The organism is Amycolatopsis kentuckyensis (assembly GCF_041679295.1).
In the GTDB taxonomy this organism is placed as follows: domain Bacteria; phylum Actinomycetota; class Actinomycetes; order Mycobacteriales; family Pseudonocardiaceae; genus Amycolatopsis; species Amycolatopsis kentuckyensis_A.
The window spans coordinates 463700-478653 of record NZ_JBGDMD010000008.1 but is presented as its reverse complement, the minus strand read 5'-3'; the positions used below and the strand labels follow the sequence as shown (position 1 = coordinate 478653).

At 71.6% G+C, this 14954-nt stretch carries 15 protein-coding genes; 12 read left to right on the top strand and 3 right to left on the bottom strand.

Translation table 11 applies throughout. The annotated features are described in order from the left end of the window. Nucleotides 1-79 precede the first annotated feature (79 nt). Entirely contained in the window at nt 80-520 is a 441-nt protein-coding gene (locus tag ACERZO_RS34190; RefSeq protein ID WP_372669746.1) for an Lrp/AsnC family transcriptional regulator, read from the bottom strand. Nucleotides 521-631: 111 nt separating this feature from the next. On the opposite strand from ACERZO_RS34190, the gene ACERZO_RS34185 reads away from it, so the two are divergent. From ACERZO_RS34185 to ACERZO_RS34165, 5 genes are all read left to right on the top strand, one after another. Next, a complete protein-coding gene (locus tag ACERZO_RS34185; protein ID WP_372669744.1) occupies nt 632-1054 on the top strand; it encodes a rhodanese-like domain-containing protein in 423 nt (140 codons plus the stop codon). Nucleotides 1055-1069: 15 nt separating this feature from the next. Continuing rightward, complete coding sequence (locus tag ACERZO_RS34180) at nt 1070-1819, top strand: type 1 glutamine amidotransferase (RefSeq protein WP_372669742.1); 750 nt, start codon at nt 1070-1072, stop codon at nt 1817-1819. Nucleotides 1820-1914: 95 nt separating this feature from the next. After that, complete coding sequence (locus tag ACERZO_RS34175; protein WP_372669740.1) at nt 1915-3048, top strand: inorganic phosphate transporter; 1134 nt, start codon at nt 1915-1917, stop codon at nt 3046-3048. 30 nt (nt 3049-3078) lie between these two features. Further along, nucleotides 3079-6054, top strand: coding sequence for a bifunctional [glutamine synthetase] adenylyltransferase/[glutamine synthetase]-adenylyl-L-tyrosine phosphorylase (locus ACERZO_RS34170; protein ID WP_372669738.1), 2976 nt, complete (start codon nt 3079-3081; stop codon nt 6052-6054). A gap of 14 nt (nt 6055-6068) precedes the next feature. Further along, the gene (locus ACERZO_RS34165) at nt 6069-6494 is read left to right on the top strand and encodes an acyl-CoA thioesterase (protein ID WP_372669735.1); all 426 of its coding nucleotides are present in this window, start codon (nt 6069-6071) and stop codon (nt 6492-6494) included. Nucleotides 6495-6560: 66 nt separating this feature from the next. Here ACERZO_RS34165 and glnA read toward each other — a convergent pair whose 3' ends face one another. Continuing rightward, nucleotides 6561-7985, bottom strand: coding sequence for a type I glutamate--ammonia ligase (gene glnA, locus ACERZO_RS34160; RefSeq protein WP_372669733.1), 1425 nt, complete (start codon nt 7983-7985; stop codon nt 6561-6563). A 261-nt stretch (nt 7986-8246) separates the two neighbouring features. Between glnA and ACERZO_RS34155 the strand changes: the two genes are divergently transcribed. Next, nucleotides 8247-8636 (top strand): RDD family protein, encoded by a 390-nt coding sequence (locus ACERZO_RS34155; RefSeq protein WP_372669779.1) that lies wholly within the window; start codon nt 8247-8249, stop codon nt 8634-8636. Nucleotides 8637-8684: 48 nt separating this feature from the next. Here the strand turns inward: ACERZO_RS34155 and ACERZO_RS34150 are convergent, their stop codons facing one another. After that, on the bottom strand, nt 8685-9413 hold the full coding sequence (locus tag ACERZO_RS34150) for a DUF4191 domain-containing protein (RefSeq protein WP_372669731.1): 729 nt from the start codon (nt 9411-9413) through the stop codon (nt 8685-8687). A 56-nt stretch (nt 9414-9469) separates the two neighbouring features. Here ACERZO_RS34150 and ACERZO_RS34145 point away from each other — a divergent pair, with 56 nt between their 5' ends. The 6 genes from ACERZO_RS34145 (at nt 9470) to ACERZO_RS34120 (ending at nt 14676) form a co-directional block, all read left to right on the top strand. Further along, entirely contained in the window at nt 9470-11563 is a 2094-nt protein-coding gene (locus ACERZO_RS34145) for an ATP-dependent DNA helicase UvrD2 (protein ID WP_372669729.1), read from the top strand. Nucleotides 11564-12124: 561 nt separating this feature from the next. After that, a complete protein-coding gene (locus ACERZO_RS34140) occupies nt 12125-12382 on the top strand; it encodes a hypothetical protein (protein ID WP_372669727.1) in 258 nt (85 codons plus the stop codon). Nucleotides 12383-12531: 149 nt separating this feature from the next. Continuing rightward, nucleotides 12532-12888 (top strand): WhiB family transcriptional regulator, encoded by a 357-nt coding sequence (locus tag ACERZO_RS34135; RefSeq protein WP_372669725.1) that lies wholly within the window; start codon nt 12532-12534, stop codon nt 12886-12888. Next, a complete protein-coding gene (locus ACERZO_RS34130; RefSeq protein WP_372669723.1) occupies nt 12885-13142 on the top strand; it encodes a hypothetical protein in 258 nt (85 codons plus the stop codon). Before ACERZO_RS34135 ends, ACERZO_RS34130 begins: the two co-directional genes overlap by 4 nt. A gap of 479 nt (nt 13143-13621) precedes the next feature. After that, nucleotides 13622-14494, top strand: coding sequence for a class I SAM-dependent methyltransferase (locus tag ACERZO_RS34125; protein WP_372669777.1), 873 nt, complete (start codon nt 13622-13624; stop codon nt 14492-14494). After that, on the top strand, nt 14491-14676 hold the full coding sequence (locus ACERZO_RS34120; RefSeq protein ID WP_372669721.1) for a hypothetical protein: 186 nt from the start codon (nt 14491-14493) through the stop codon (nt 14674-14676). The genes ACERZO_RS34125 and ACERZO_RS34120 overlap by 4 nt, the downstream gene beginning before the upstream one ends. The last annotated feature ends 278 nt before the right edge of the window (nt 14677-14954 follow it).

Here is a 14954-nt window from a genome sequence, read left to right as displayed (position 1 = left end):
TTTTGGAGAAGGGCCTGGGCCCGGTTGAGATGAAAGTCTCCCGGACTCAGGCCCTTTTTCATGCCCGCGGGTCGCAGGCTCAGCCTCGCGGCACCGGCCGGCTCCGCAGCGGCGACGACAGCACCAGCGACGTCGTCGTCTCCCCGTACCGCTGTACCTTCTCCACCAACGACTCCAGCTCGGCCGTGTTCCGGCACAGCACTCGCAGGATCCAGCACTCGTCCCCGGTGATGTGGTCGGCGGCGACGACCTGGGGCAGCGGCAACACCGCCGTCCGGAACCGCGGCGTGTCCAAGCTCCGCACCCGGGCCCGCACCAGCGCCTCGATCGGCAACCCCAGCTTCGACGTGTCCACCCGGGCCGCGTAGCCCGTGATCACCCCGCGCTCCTCGAGCCGGCGCACCCGCTCCGTCACCGCGGAACCGGACAGCGACACCCGGCGGCCCAGCTCGGAAAAGCTGAGCCGGCCGTCCTCCTGGAGGAGCTCGAGCAGCTGCCAGTCGACGTCGTCGAGGTCCACCGTGATTCTCCAAGTCGAACAGGGCCAGAACGGCGAAATCCCCGGCCGGCCCGGGCTGCCACCCCGATTCTGCCCTGTGGCGACCGCCCCGCGACCAGCAGGATTTACCCCATGACACGCATCCTCGCCGTCCCCGCCCCGGCCCCCGAGGCCGCCACGCAGTACTTCGGCGCCGAGCTCGCCTTCGAAGTCGACCCCGACGACCTCGTCCGGGACCTCGAAGCCGGCCACACCGACGGTTACGTGATCGTCGAGACGCGGGCACCTGAAGCCTTCGCCCAGGCTCGCATCCCCGGCGCCGTCAACCTGCCCTACCGGGACATGACGGCCGAGAGCACGAAGCACCTCGACCGGGACCTCGTCTACGTCTGCTACTGCGAGAGCGTCAACTGCAACGCCGCCACCAAGGGCGCCCTCAAGCTCGCCCAGCTCGGCTTCCAGGTCAAGCGGCTCTCCGGCGGCATCACCGCCTGGATCGCGGCCGGCTACCCGGTGGAGGGAGCCGCCACCCCGGGAATCCGCTGCGCCTGCTGACCTACCCTGAAAAGCGTGACACGACTGCTCATCATCCAGCCGGACACGTCAGACCCGCTCGGTCCCCTCGGCGACTGGCTCACCGACGCCGGCGCGGAGCTCGACGTCCGGCTGCAACCCCACGACGGCCTGCCGGACGACCTCGACGGCTACCGGGGCGTCGTCTGCCTCGGCGGCGGCATGGCCGCGGAAGACGACGCGAAGCACCCCTGGCTCGCCGACGTCCGGCGGCTGCTGGCGAAGGCCGCCGCGAAGAGGATCCCGACCCTGGGGATCTGCCTCGGCGCGCAGCTGCTGGCCGTCGCGACCGGGGGCCGCGTCGAGGTGGGGCCGGACGGGCCCGAGGTCGGTCCGCAGCTCGTCAGCAAGAAGGACGCGGCGTGGACCGACCCGCTCTTCGCGGACCTGCCGCTCGTGCAGGACGTCCTGCAGTTCCACAACGACGCGATCACCCGGCTCCCGCCCGGCGCCGAGCTGCTCGCGTCCGCGCCGCTGTACCAAAACCAGGCGTTCCGGTTCAACCGGTGTGTCTACGGTGTCCAGTTCCACATAGAGACGACACCCCTCGTCGTCGAGAGCTGGGCGGCCGATGAGCCCGAGATGGCGGAATTCGCCCGTCCGGGCTCACTCGAGCACGACGCGTTGATCACCGTCCACACCGACATCGAGGAAACCTGGCGGCCGTTCGCGCAGCGGTTCGTCCGGTTGGCCGCCGGAGAACTCGAGCTCGCCGCCGACAGTCAACGGTCCTTACCGCTGGCTTAACAGCAGGGATCACAACGAGCAACAGCCTGTTAACGCCAGGCGTCACCCTTCAGGTACCTTGCGGGAGGAGTCCCCACAAGGGTTCGGAGGTCGGGGTGGAGCCCTCGTTGCTGGTCGTGATCGTCGTCGTCACGGCCCTGGTTTTCGATTTCACGAACGGGTTCCACGACACCGCGAACTCGATGGCGACGTCGATCGCGACCGGCGCTCTCAAGCCCCGCGTCGCCGTCGCGATCTCCGCGGTGCTGAACCTGGTCGGCGCGTTCCTGTCGGTGGAGGTCGCCAAGACGATCTCCAGCGGCCTGGTGGACGACACCAAGATCGGCCCGTCGATCGTCTTCGGCGGGCTGATCGGGGCGATCGTCTGGAACCTCGTGACGTGGTTCGTCGGCCTGCCGTCGAGCTCGTCGCACGCGCTGTTCGGCGGCCTGATCGGCGCCACCTGGATTTCGGCGGGCACCGGCTCGGTCCACTTCGGAAAGATCGTCGAAAAGGTCCTCGTCCCGGCCGCGGCGAGCCCGGTGATCGCCGGGGTCGTCGCGATGGGCGCGACGTACTTCGTCTACCGCTTCCTGGTCCGCGGCCGCCCGGCCACGCGCGGGTTCAAGGTCGGCCAGGTCGTCTCGGCGTCGCTCGTTTCGCTCGCGCACGGCACCAACGACGCGCAGAAGACCATGGGCGTCATCACGCTGACGCTCGTCACCGCCGGCAGTCTGCCCGCGGGCGCGGCACCACCCGTCTGGGTGATCATCAGCGCCGCCTGCGCCCTCGCGGCGGGCACGTACCTCGGCGGCTGGCGCATCACCCACACCCTCGGGAAGGGCCTGACCGACATCGAAGGCCCGCAGGGGTTCGCCGCCCAGACGAGCTCGGCGCTGGTCATCCTGGTCTCCTCGCGGCTGGGCTTCCCGCTGTCGACGACGCACGTGTGCTCCGGCGGGATCATCGGCTCCGGCGTCGGCCGCCGGGAGGCGCCGGTGCGCTGGCGGATGGCGGGCCGGATGGTCATCGCGTGGCTGTTCACCTTGCCCGCGGCCGCGATCGTCGGTGCGATCTCCGGCAAGGTCGCCTCGCTTGGCACCGCGGGCACCATCGCCGTCGGCGTCGTCGGGGTGTGCGTGGGCTTGGGCATCTACCTCCTTTCGCGCCGCCACCCGGTCACCGCGCACAGCTTCCAGGTGCCCGAGCCGACGCCGGCCGGCACCGAACCGGGTCGGCTGGCCGCCTGAGCCAGGCCCCGCGGGATACGGTGGTCGGTGATGGCAGACCGCGCGCGAACGACCGCTTCGGCGGCGAGGTACGGCTTCACCGACGCCCGTGCCGAGGGGCAGTTGCGCGCGGCCGGCTGGTGGGACGACGCCGGCCCGGTCGAGGCCGCCACCGACGTCCTCGCGGCGTTGTCCCGCGCCGCGGACCCGGACCTCGCGCTGCGCGGGATCGACCGGATCCGCGAGGCCGACGACGGCGAGTGGACCCGGCTCGAGGAGCAGCTGCGCGCCAACCGGACGTTCCGCGGCCGCCTGTTCGGCGTGCTCGGGACGTCGAGCGCGCTCGCCGACTTCCTCGCCGCGAACCCCGCGCAGTGGGCGTCGCTCCTCGGCGACAAGTGCACGGATTCCGCTTGCTACCGCGAAAACCTGCGCACGGCGCTCGTGCGCGACGACGCCTCGGTGCTCACCGGCACCGAGGCCGAGCAGGCGCTGAAGGTCGCCTACCGCGGCCAGCTGCTCGGCATCGCCGCCGCCGACCTGGGCCACCTCGTCGAGGCCGGGCTCGAGCACCCGCACTACGCCGAGGTCGCCGCGCAGCTGACCGAGCTGGCCGAGGCCGCGCTCGCCGCCGGGCTCGTCGTCGCCGAAGCCGAGGTCGGCGCGTCCGCCGAAGGCACCCTGGCGATCATCGCCATGGGCAAGTGCGGCGGCCGGGAGCTCAACTACGTCAGCGATGTCGACGTCATCTTCGTCGGCGGGGACGACCTCGGCGTAGCGACGCGGCTGGCCAGCACGATGATGCGGGTCGTGGACCGGGCGTGCTTCGAGGTCGATGCCGCGCTGCGCCCCGAAGGCAAGGCCGGCGCGCTGGTCCGCACGCTGGAAAGCCACCAGGGCTACTACCGGAAGTGGGCCAAGACCTGGGAGTTCCAGGCGCTGCTCAAGGCGCGTCCGGTGGCCGGCGACGCCGAGCTCGGGCAGCAGTACGCGGAGATGGTCGCGCCGCTGGTGTGGTCGGCGGCCGACCGCGAGAACTTCGTCGGCGAGGTGCAGCAGATGCGCCGCCGCGTCGAGGGCCACGTGCCGTCCGAGCACGCCGAGCGTGAGCTGAAGCTGGGCCGCGGCGGGCTGCGGGACGTCGAGTTCGCCGTCCAGCTGCTGCAGCTCGTGCACGGCCGCGTCGACGCGGACCTGCGCTCACCGTCCACGATGGACGCGCTCGCCGCGCTCGGCGAAGGCGGCTACGTCGGCCGGCAGGACGCGGCCGAACTGGGCGCTTCGTACGAGTTCCTGCGGATGCTCGAGCACCGGCTGCAGCTGCGGCGGCTGCGCCGGACGCACCTGTTCCCCGCGGCCACCGACACCGACGAGCTGCGGATCCTCGCCCGCGCCAGCGGGATCAAGGCGAGCGGCGGCAAGAGCCAGGGCGAGGCGCTGCTGGCGGAGTTCCGCAAGCACGGCAAGGGCATCCGCCGCCTGCACGAGAAGATCTTCTACCGGCCGCTGCTGCAGTCCGTCGCGAACGTGCCGACCGAGGCGCTGCGCCTGACGACCAAGCAGGCCGCGAGCCGGCTGGAGGCGCTGGGCTACACGGCGCCCGACGGCGCGCTGCAGCACATCAAGGCCCTCACGTCCGGCGTCTCGCGGCGCGCGGCGATCCAGCAGGCGCTGCTGCCGGTGCTGCTCGACCTGCTGGCCGACACCCCGGACCCCGACGGCGGCCTGCTGTCGTACCGGAAGGTGTCCGAGGCGCTGGAGGACACGCCGTGGTACCTGCGGGTCCTGCGCGACGAGGGCACGGTCGTCGAGAACCTGGCGCTGCTGCTCGGCACGTCCCGGCTGGTGCCCGACCTGCTCGTCCGCGCGCCGGAGGTGCTGCGGCTGCTCGGCGACCCGGCCCGGCTGCTGGGCCGCACGCCCGCCGAGGTGGCGACGTCGCTGCGGGCCGCCGTCCGCCGTCAACCCGGGTTGAACGCCGCCGTCGCGGCCGCGCGGTCGTTGCGGCGGCACGAGATGCTGCGGATCGCGTGCGCGGACCTGCTCGGCCTGCTGGACGTGCCGGCGGTGTGCGAAGCGCTGTCTTCGGTGTGGGTCGCGGTGCTGCAGGGCGCGCTGGCCGCGGCGTTCCGCCAGCGCCAGGCCGAGCTGGGCCGCACGCCCGCGCGCATCGCGGTGATCGGGATGGGCCGGCTCGGCGGCGCCGAACTCGGCTACGGCTCCGACGCCGACGTCCTGTTCGTGTGCGAGCCGTCCGAAGGGGTGTCGGACGCCGACGCGGTGAAGTTCGCGTCGTCGGTCGCGGAGACGGTCCGGAAGATGCTGGGCGCGCCGAGCTCGGACCCGGCCCTGGAGGTCGACGCCGACCTGCGGCCGGAGGGCCGGAGCGGGCCGCTGGTGCGGACGCTGGAGTCGTACCGCGCGTACTACGCGCGCTGGGGCGAGGTGTGGGAGGCACAGGCCCTGCTGCGCGCCCGGTTCGTGGCGGGCGACGACGAGCTGGGCGAGCGCTTCATCGCGATGATCGACCCGATCCGCTACCCCGAGGGCGGCCTGGACGGCACGAAGGCGCGCGAGATCCGCCGCATCAAGGCCCGGGTGGAGACCGAGCGCATGCCCCGCGGCGCCGACCCGACGCGCCACACGAAACTGGGCCGAGGCGGCCTCGCCGACGTCGAGTGGACGGTCCAGCTCCTGCAGCTGCAGCACGCTGGTTCGATCCCGGCCCTGCGCACGACGTCGACGCTCGACGCGCTGGCGCGCCTGCCGGAGGCGGGGCTGGCGACGAAGTCCGAAGCGGACTCGCTGCGGGAGGCGTGGCTGCTGGCGACGCGGGTGCGCAACGCGGGGATGCTGGTGCGCGGCAAGGCGGTCGACGAGGTCCCGGGCTCGGGCCGCGACCTGGCGGCGGTGGCGAGGGTCCTGGGCCAGTCCGCGGCCGACGACCCGGGCGAGTTCCTGGACACCTACCGCCGCATCACCCGCCGGGCGCACGCGGTGGTGGAGCACCTGTTCTACGAGGCCTGACCTACAGTGGCGTGGTGACCGATCGCGAGCCGTTCCGGACCCGGATCAAGGTCCGGCACTACGAGCTGGACACCCTGGGCCACCTCAACCACGCCGTCTACCACTCCTACGGCGAGGTCTCCCGCCTCGAGCTGCTGGAGGCGGCCGGCGCGCTCGAGGGGCTCCCGGGGCTGGCGTCAGTGCTGCTGGAGACCCACGTGGTGTTCCGCCGCGAGCTGCGCGCGGGCGACGAGGTCGACGTGACGTGCGACGTGAAGTTCGGCAGCGGCAAGACGTTCAAGATGGACTCGAACATCTACAAGCTCGACGGCACGCTGGCCGCGGAGATCACCTGCACGCTGGGCCTGATGGACCTGGAGCTCCGCAAGCTGGTGGCCGACCCGCGAGGCAGGTACGAAGCCGCGGGCGCGGACCTGAAGCTGATGTCGACGGCGGAATAAGAGAAACGCCGGCGACGAGGGCTCTTCGCTCCTCGCCGCCGGCGTGTCCGTGGCTGTACTAGCCGATCACACGTCGTAGTACAGGGCGAACTCGTACGGGTGCGGGCGCAGCCGCAGCGGGTCGATCTCGTTCTCGCGCTTGTACGAGATCCACGTCTCGATCACGTCCGGCGTGAACACGCCGCCCTCGAGCAGGTAGTCGTGGTCCGCCTCGAGGGTGTCGAGCACCGTGCCCAGGTCGCCCGGGACGAGCTTGACGTCCTTGGCCTCCTCCGGCGGGAGCTCGTACAGGTCCTTGTCGATGGGGTCCGGCGGCTCGATCTTGTTCTTGATGCCGTCGAGGCCGGCCATCATCATCGCCGAGAACGCCAGGTACGGGTTGCCCGACGAGTCCGGGCAGCGGAACTCGGCGCGCTTGGCCTTCGGGTTGTTGCCCGTGATCGGGATGCGGACGCAGGCCGAGCGGTTGCGCTGCGAGTACACCAGCGAAACCGGGGCTTCGAAGCCCGGGACCAGGCGGTGGTAGGAGTTCACCGTCGGGTTCGTGAAGGCCAGCAGGCTCGGGGCGTGCTTGAGCAGGCCGCCGATGTAGTGGCGCGCGGTGTCCGACAGGCCGGCGTAGCCCGACTCGTCGTGGAACAGCGGCTGGCCGTCCTTCCACAGCGACTGGTGGCAGTGCATGCCCGAGCCGTTGTCGCCGGCGAGGGGCTTCGGCATGAACGTCGCCGTCTTGCCTGCCGCGAACACCGTGTTCTTCACGATGTACTTGAACAGCTGCAGGTCGTCGGCCGCGTGCAGCAGCGTGTTGAACTTGTAGTTGATCTCGGTCTGGCCGGCGGTGCCCACCTCGTGGTGCGCGCGCTCGATCTCGAAACCGGTGTTCGTCAGGTTGCGGACGATGTCGTCGCGCAGGTCGGCGAAGTGGTCGACCGGCGGGACGGGGAAGTAGCCGCCCTTGAACTTCGTCTTGTAACCCTGGTTGCCGCCGGCCTCGTCGGCGCCGGTGTTCCACCAGCCCTCGATCGAGTCGATCTCGTGGAAGGAGGCGTGCTCGGCGGAGTCGAAGCGGACCGAGTCGAAGATGTAGAACTCGGCTTCGGGGCCGAAGTACACGTTGTCGGCGACGCCGTACTCGGCGATGTACTGCTCGGCCTTGCGCGCGATGTTGCGCGGGTCACGGCTGTACGCCTCGCGCGTGAACGGGTCGTGCACGAAGAAGTTGAGGGCGAGGGTCTTCGCCTTGCGGAACGGGTCGATCCGCGCGGTCGCCGCGTCCGGCAGGAGCAGCATGTCGGACTCGTGGATGGACTGGAAGCCGCGCACCGAGGAGCCGTCGAACGCGAGACCCTCTTCGAATGCCTCTTCGGTGAAGGCCTTCGCGGGGACCGTGAAGTGCTGCATCACGCCGGGCAGGTCGCAGAACTGGACGTCGACAACTTCGACGTCCTCGTCGGCGATGAGGCGCTGGATGTCGTCTGGAGTAGTGGGCACCCTCGGTGACTCCTTCTCGTTCGAGCTCGTACGGCAGTGCTCTCTTCGGCTCACGCTAAGAGGGCGGTGTTGCCCGACCGTCACCCGTATGTTTCGCGGGTGTTAACGGGTGGGTGGTTACCGGCTATCCGACCAGGGCGGATGTGGTCCGCGCCACCGGCATACCCTAGACGGGTGGCGAGATGGACCGGTGAATGGCTGCCCGGCACCGGCGAGGGCCGGCAGGATGCTGATCAACGCTGGCCCGGAGAGAAGTTCGGACTGCCCGAATCCGGCGTCGGCGCGGTGGCGAGCGGGGGCGCGCGGCTGCTGGGGCTGATCGTCGACCTCGTCATCGCGGCCCTGGTCACGGCCATCTTCCTGCACCCCAGCCTGCAGGACCCGGCCGCGATGCAGCGGTTCAACCTCTGGTCCGGCGGCGTGTGGGCCGTCATCTCCGTGCTCTCCGCCGGCTTCTTCGGCTTCACCCCCGGAATGGGTGTCGTCGGCATCCGCGTCGCCCGGCTCGACGGCGCCGCGCTGGTCGGCCCGCCGCGCGCGCTGGTCCGGGCGGTGCTGACGTTCGTGATCATCCCGGCGGCGGTCCGCAACGCCGACGGCCGCAGCTGGCTCGACCGGCTGACCGGCACCGTCGTCATCAAGATGCGCTGAACGAACGAAGGCCCCGTCCTCGGACGGGGCCTTCGTCGTACGCGGGGGTCAGCGACGGCGGATCGTGCGCTGGACGTTGCGCATCTTCGCGCCGGCCGGCATCGGGCCCTTCGGCATCGCGGCGCCGCGGTTGCCGAGCGCGGCCAGCTTCGCCTCCAGCGCGTCGACCTGCGCCGGCTTGAGGTTGCGCGGCAGCTTCATCAGGAAGCCCTGGAGCTTCTTCAGCGGGATCTGGCCCTCTTCGTGGCCGATCGTCACGTCGTAGATCGGCGTGTCGCCGACCAAGCGGGAGACGCGCTTCTTCTCCTGGGCGAGCAGCGTCTTGACGCGGTGCGGCGCGCCCTCGGCGACGAGCACGACGCCCGGTCCGCCGAGCACGCGGTGCACGGCGTCGAGCTGCGTCGTCGCCGCGACGGTCGGCGTCACCTTCCAGCGGCCGCGCAGGTTCTCCAGCGCCCACGCCGCGGCGCCGGGCTGGCCGTCGGCCTTCGAGTAGACCGTCTTCTGGACGCGCCGGCCGAAGATGATCATGGCGAGCAGGGCGCCGAGCACCAGGCCCAGCGGCAGCAGCACCCACTGCGCGTCGAAGAAGAACCCGATCCCGAACAAGACGCCCGCGACCACGACGATCGACCCGACCATCCACGGGATGAGCCACGGGTCTTCCTTGCGCTGCATCTTGAAGGCCTCGAAGAGCTGGCCACGGCGTGCCTTGCTCGCCGCGCGCTTCTCCTTCTTGGCCTGCTTGGCCGCTTCCTTGTCCTGCTGTCCCGCCATATGACCAGGATACGGCCGCGTGCCCCTGCCCCGATTCCCCGTCCCCCTCTGCGAGGATGCGGGACGTGACCGGCGTACTTCCCCCCAAGAGTGTGACCCGTCTGCTCGATGGTCTCGACCCCGAGCAGCGCGCTGCCGCAAGTGCCCCGCGGGGGCCGGTCTGCGTGCTCGCCGGCGCCGGCACGGGCAAGACCCGGACGATCACCCACCGGATCGCCCACCTCGTCCGATCGGGGCACGTTTCCGCCGGTCAGGTGCTCGCCGTCACGTTCACGACGCGCGCCGCGGGGGAGATGCGGACCCGGCTGCGCGGCCTCGGCGTCGACGCGGCGCAGGCGCTGACGTTCCACGCCGCCGCCCGCCGCCAGCTGCGTTACTTCTGGCCGCGCGTGGTCGGCGACCGGCCGTGGGACCTGATGGAGAACAAGCTGAGGTTCGTCGGCCAGGCCGCGAACCGGCAGCGGATGGGCACCGAGGTCGAGGTCCTGCGTGACCTGGCGAGCGAGATCGAGTGGGCGAAGGCGTCGCTGGTCAGCCCGGACGACTACCCGGCCGTCACCGCGCGCGCCCAGCGCGACATCCCGGCGCCGGCGGCGCAGATCGCCGAGGTCTACCGGACGTACGAGGAGCTGAAGACCGCGGCGCAGGTGCTCGACTTCGACGACCTCCTGCTGCACACGACGGCGGTGCTCGAGGAGCACGGCGTCGTCGCGGAGGAGTTCCGCGACCGCTACCGCTGCTTCGTCGTCGACGAGTACCAGGACGTGACGCCGCTGCAGCAGCGTCTGCTCGACGCGTGGCTCGGCGGCCGCGACGACCTGACCGTCGTCGGCGACGCGAACCAGACCATCTACTCCTTCGGCGGCGCGTCGCCGCGGCCGCTGCTCGAGTTCACCCGGCGCTACCCGGACGCGACCGTCGTCCGGCTCGAGCGCGACTACCGGTCGACGCCCGAGGTCGTCTCGCTGGCGAACCGGGTCATCGGCGCCGCGCGCGGCCGGCCGGCGGGGTCGCGGTTGAAGCTGATCGGCCAGCGCCCCCCGGGGCCGGAGCCGCGGTTCGCCGAGTTCGACGACGAGGCGGTCGAGGCCGAGGCCGTCGCCCGGCGGGTGCGCGAGCTGCTGGACGGCGGCGTCGCGGCGAGCGAGATCGCGGTGCTCTACCGGGTGAACGCGCAGTCGGAGGCGTACGAGTCGGCGCTGGCGGAGGCGGGAATCCCGTACCTGGTCCGCGGCGGCGAGCGGTTCTTCAACCGCACGGAGGTCCGCCAGGCGATGTCGGCGCTGCGCGCGGCAAGCGGGGACGGCAGCTCCGACCTGGTCACGACGGTCCGGTCGGTGCTCGCCCGCGTCGGGCTCACGGAGTCGCCGCCCGCGGGTGGCGCGGCGAAGGAGCGCTGGGACGCGCTCCTGGCGATCGTCGAGCTGGCGGAGGAGCTGGCGTCGACGGTCGAGGACGCGGACCTGCCGCGGTTCTGCGCCGAGCTGGAGCAGCGGGCGGCGGCCCAGCACCCGCCGACGGTGGAGGGCGTGACGCTGGCGTCGCTGCACGCGGCGAAGGGCCTGGAGTGGGACGCGGTGTTCCTGGTCGGCCTGGCCGAGGGAACGGTCCCGATCCTCCACGCGGGCGACGACGAGGCGGCGATCGAGGAGGAGCGCCGGCTGTTCTACGTGGGCGTGACGCGGGCCCGTGAGCACTTGTGGCTGTCGTGGGCGTTGGCCCGGACACCGGGAGGGCGCCGCAACCGCCGCCGCAGCAGGTTCCTGTACGGCCTGATCCCGGAGGACCACCCGGCCGCCCGCGCGGCGCGAACCCAGCAGAAGCCGGCAACGCAGATCAAGACGCGCTGCCGGGTGTGCGGCGGCCCGCTGCTGGAGACGATCGACGTCAAGCTGGGCCGCTGTGGGCGCTGCCCGTCCACAGTGGATGAGGGGCTGCTGGAGCGTCTGAAGTCGTGGCGCGGTGACCGGGCGCGGGAGCTGAAGGTGCCGGCGTTCGTGGTGTTCACGGACGCGACGTTGATGGCGATCGCCGAGCAGCGCCCGACGGACGAGGCGGCGCTGGTGTCGATCTCGGGAATCGGCGCGACGAAGCTCGAGCGGTTCGGCGCGGAGATCCTCGGGGTGGTCCGGGCGTCGGCGGGTTCCTGAGGCGGCCGGGCTGGCGCCGGCCTGGCTCGGCTGGGGCCGGGTGGTCGCGCCGCCGCCGGGCGGGTCGTCGTGCTGGCGGTTCGAGGCGGCTCGGCGGCCGCGCCGGGATCGCCAGAGGCTCGGTTCGGGTGGGCGTGCGCCGAGGTCGGCTCGGCCGGGGCCATGGGTGGGCTCGGCCGCCGGTCCGGCTCAGGCGGTCGTGCCGCAGTCGGTGCTCGGCTCGGCTCGGGTGGTCGTCCGCGCGGTGGGGGAGGCGGGTGCGGTTCGGCCGCGTCGGCGTTGCGCGTGGGTCGGGCGCCTCGGCGGTGGCCTCGCCGTGCCGGGCGGCCCGTGCGGTGTTGACCGCGTCCGGGCCATGATCCACGCGGCGAACCCGCTGCTCAGGGGCGATCTTCGTATCTTCGAGGATTTTCCCGTTAATTGAGTTGCCCCGGTGTGGTGGGGGGCAATAACCTGCCAGTACCGAGCCCGAAGGGCTCGGCTGGGGATCCACGTGCAGAGCCTAGACACAGCGCCGCTCGGCGGCCGTGTGTGCAGAGTACAGAAGGAGGTGCCGGTGAAATGATCAGCAACATGACGCTCACGAACCCGGGCACCCGTCTGTCCTGCGCCGCGGAAGTTGCGGCTGCTCAGCGCCCGCGCACCGGTGTGTCCGTGAGCGCGCACGAGATCCGTGGCATGCGTCGCGTCGAGCGGCGTTGGGCCACCGGTGTCGTCGTCTTCGGGACGCAGGGCGTTCTCGCCGCGTACCCGCAGGCCGATCTGCCGACCATCAAGCAGTTCCGTGTTCCGTTGTCGATACGGGAGCGAAGTTCCTGACCTAGTCAGGACAGAGGCTCACGAAGGCCGCGGAACCGGAAAACCCGGATCCGCGGCCTTCGTGTTTTTGGCTGCACAACCCAAGAGGACCAGCATTGCCCAGCTCCATCTCCCAACCGAAAACCCGTACGACACAAGGAGGAACTGCCATGTCTTCGGCCATCGCCTACACCTCGGGTGAGGCAATATTCGCCGACCTGCTCGACCCGATCGCCGTCCCGGACGCGGCTCTGCCCTGCCGTTCGGGCGACGCGGACCTGTGGTTCGCCGAGTCCCCGGCCGAGCTCGAGCGCGCGAAGGCGCAGTGCGCCGACTGCCCGGTCCGCGAGGCGTGCCTCGCGGGTGCCCTGGCCCGGCGCGAGCCCTGGGGCGTCTGGGGCGGCGAGATCTTCGAGCGCGGCGTCGTGATCGCGCGCAAGCGGCCCCGTGGCCGTCCGCGCAAGAACGCCGCTGTCGAGCCCGTCGCGGCCAAGGACCGCGGCGATCACCGGAGCGCCGCCGCATGAGCGTCGAACCGGTCACCGCGAAGGACTACGAAGCGCGGATCTGCCGTCCGCAGCTGCAACTGACGAAGACCGAGATCGAGGAGATCAGCGAGATGTTGCTTTACGAAGAACTGTCCAGGGCCCGAATACGGGATCTGGAGGAAGGGGTCCGCGCCCAGCGGGCCCGAGGTAGCGCGCGTGCCGTACGCCGCTGGACGCGGGTAGCCCGATGGGCGAGCCGCCGAGCGGAGCGGTACCAGCTGGACCAGGACTGAGCGCAGGCCCCCGCCGCCCCTGAGCGGCGGGGGCCGTTGTGCCGGCCACGGCACGACCGGGCGCCGGTGGGTTTCGGCGGCCGGCCGGTCCGTGGCGCTCGCGGCCGGCAGCCCCCTGCGGTGGGGGCAGCCGAGCATCGCCCGCAACCGGGCAGCGGGCACCTTTGTGCCGGTCAGCGGCGGTTTCTGGGCGCGCCGACTCGAGGCGGCCAGTGCGCGGGGACGCTCGTGGTCGACGTGCGGTGTCGCCCGAACGCTGCCGCCGTCCCGGTCGCCGGGCGGCGGGACCTTGTGCTTGTCCGCGGGATGTTCGGGCGCTTTGGCGGGGTTTCGGCGGCTGGGCGGTGCGGTGGTGAGCGAGGCGGTGCGGTCAGTCAGCCGGGCGCCGTGCTTGAAGCTTGGCCGCCGTGTTTCTTCGGCTCCGTTTGGGTGCCGTTCGCTTGCGTCGGGTGGCGGGATTGCTGGTGTTCAATGGGGTGATGTCCGTACACACCCATGACGACATCGACTGGGCCGACCGGCTTGCTCAGCTGCGCATGGCCGATGCCCTCGATGCCGGGGCGCTCGCGCCCGTCGCGCGGCGGTTGGTCGAGCGCCTTTCCTCGCGGCCGACCTTGCTCGATGTCGGGTGCGGGGCCGGTGGCATGAGCGTGCTCTTTGCTCGTGAGCTTGGTCGGCGGGGCGGGGGCACCGTTGTGCTGCTCGATGCCACCGCTGTGCTGCTGGCCGAGGCTCAGCGAGCCGTGCGTGAGGCTGCCGGCGGGGACGTTGAGGTCGTCGGCGTGCACGGGGATCTTGCCGATCCGCGGCTGGGCGAACGGGTGCCCGCTCCCGATCTGGTGTGGGCCTCCGGCGTTGTTCACCACGTCGGTGACCAGCAGGCCGCCTTGCGCGCCTTGGCCGGACTCGTGCGGCCCGGTGGGGTGCTCGCCATCGGCGAGGGTGGGCTCGAGATGCGGTGCCTCCCTTGGGACGTCGGGGTCGGGCGGCCCGGGCTGGAGCAGCGGCTGCTCGCCGCGCGGGGTGAGTGGTTCGGTGGGATGCGGGCCGGGCTTCCCGGCAGCGTTGCCATGCCCTATGGCTGGCCGCGCGCCCTTCGTGAGGCCGGGCTCGAGGACGTCGAGTCGTTCGGTGCGCTCATCGATCACCCCATGCCGGGCTCGGACCTCCTGCGGGAGTACGTCGTGCACCGGATCGGGTGGCTCGCCGAGTCGGCCGGGGATCGGCTCGATGCTGATGATCGCGCGGCCGTCGTCGCGTTGACCGATCCGGACGGGCCGGACTTCCTTGGCCGGCGCGATGATCTCTTCCTGTTCGGCGCCAAGGCGATCCACTGTGGACGGTTGCCGTGACCGCGCCGGAGCCCGTCGGGTGCACGCGCTGCGGCCGGATCCGCGGCGCGGACGAGGACCCGGCCACGGCGCTCGCCTGGGTGTCCAGCCGCGAGCGGGGTGCGGTGACGTGGCTGTGCCCGGACTGCGCGCGGCAGCACGTGCGCGACATCGAGGGCAAGCTGCCCGACGAGTACTGGTGATCGATCACCGCGGCTGCCCGGACGGGTGGTGCGTGGTGCTGCGCGGACGGGTGAGTTGGCTGCGTTGCCGGTTGGCGGTTTGGCCGGCCGCCGGAGCTGGTGCGTCGAGCAGGGCGGGGTGACGGTCGGCGGGGTATGCCTTCCTGAGTGGGTGTGTGCTGGTGAGCCGACCGGAGCCGGCAAGCCTCGCGAGTTCGTGGCTCTTGTGGGCGGGTGTTCTGGCGCGCGGACGGGTGCGTTCCGGGGGCTGCCGGGTGGTGCGGGGACGGCCGCGACAC

What these genes read in the sequence shown, in the direction of transcription:
- ACERZO_RS34185 (WP_372669744.1), top strand. Translation starts at nt 632, where the DNA reads ATGACACGCATCCTCGCCGTCCCCGCCCCGGCCCCCGAGGCCGCCACG.
- ACERZO_RS34170 (WP_372669738.1), top strand. Translation starts at nt 3,079, where the DNA reads ATGGCAGACCGCGCGCGAACGACCGCTTCGGCGGCGAGGTACGGCTTC.
- ACERZO_RS34150 (WP_372669731.1), bottom strand. Translation starts at nt 9,413, where the DNA reads ATGGCGGGACAGCAGGACAAGGAAGCGGCCAAGCAGGCCAAGAAGGAG.
- ACERZO_RS34145 (WP_372669729.1), top strand. Translation starts at nt 9,470, where the DNA reads ATGCGGGACGTGACCGGCGTACTTCCCCCCAAGAGTGTGACCCGTCTG.
- ACERZO_RS34140 (WP_372669727.1), top strand. Translation starts at nt 12,125, where the DNA reads ATGATCAGCAACATGACGCTCACGAACCCGGGCACCCGTCTGTCCTGC.
- ACERZO_RS34135 (WP_372669725.1), top strand. Translation starts at nt 12,532, where the DNA reads ATGTCTTCGGCCATCGCCTACACCTCGGGTGAGGCAATATTCGCCGAC.
- ACERZO_RS34130 (WP_372669723.1), top strand. Translation starts at nt 12,885, where the DNA reads ATGAGCGTCGAACCGGTCACCGCGAAGGACTACGAAGCGCGGATCTGC.
- ACERZO_RS34125 (WP_372669777.1), top strand. Translation starts at nt 13,622, where the DNA reads ATGTCCGTACACACCCATGACGACATCGACTGGGCCGACCGGCTTGCT.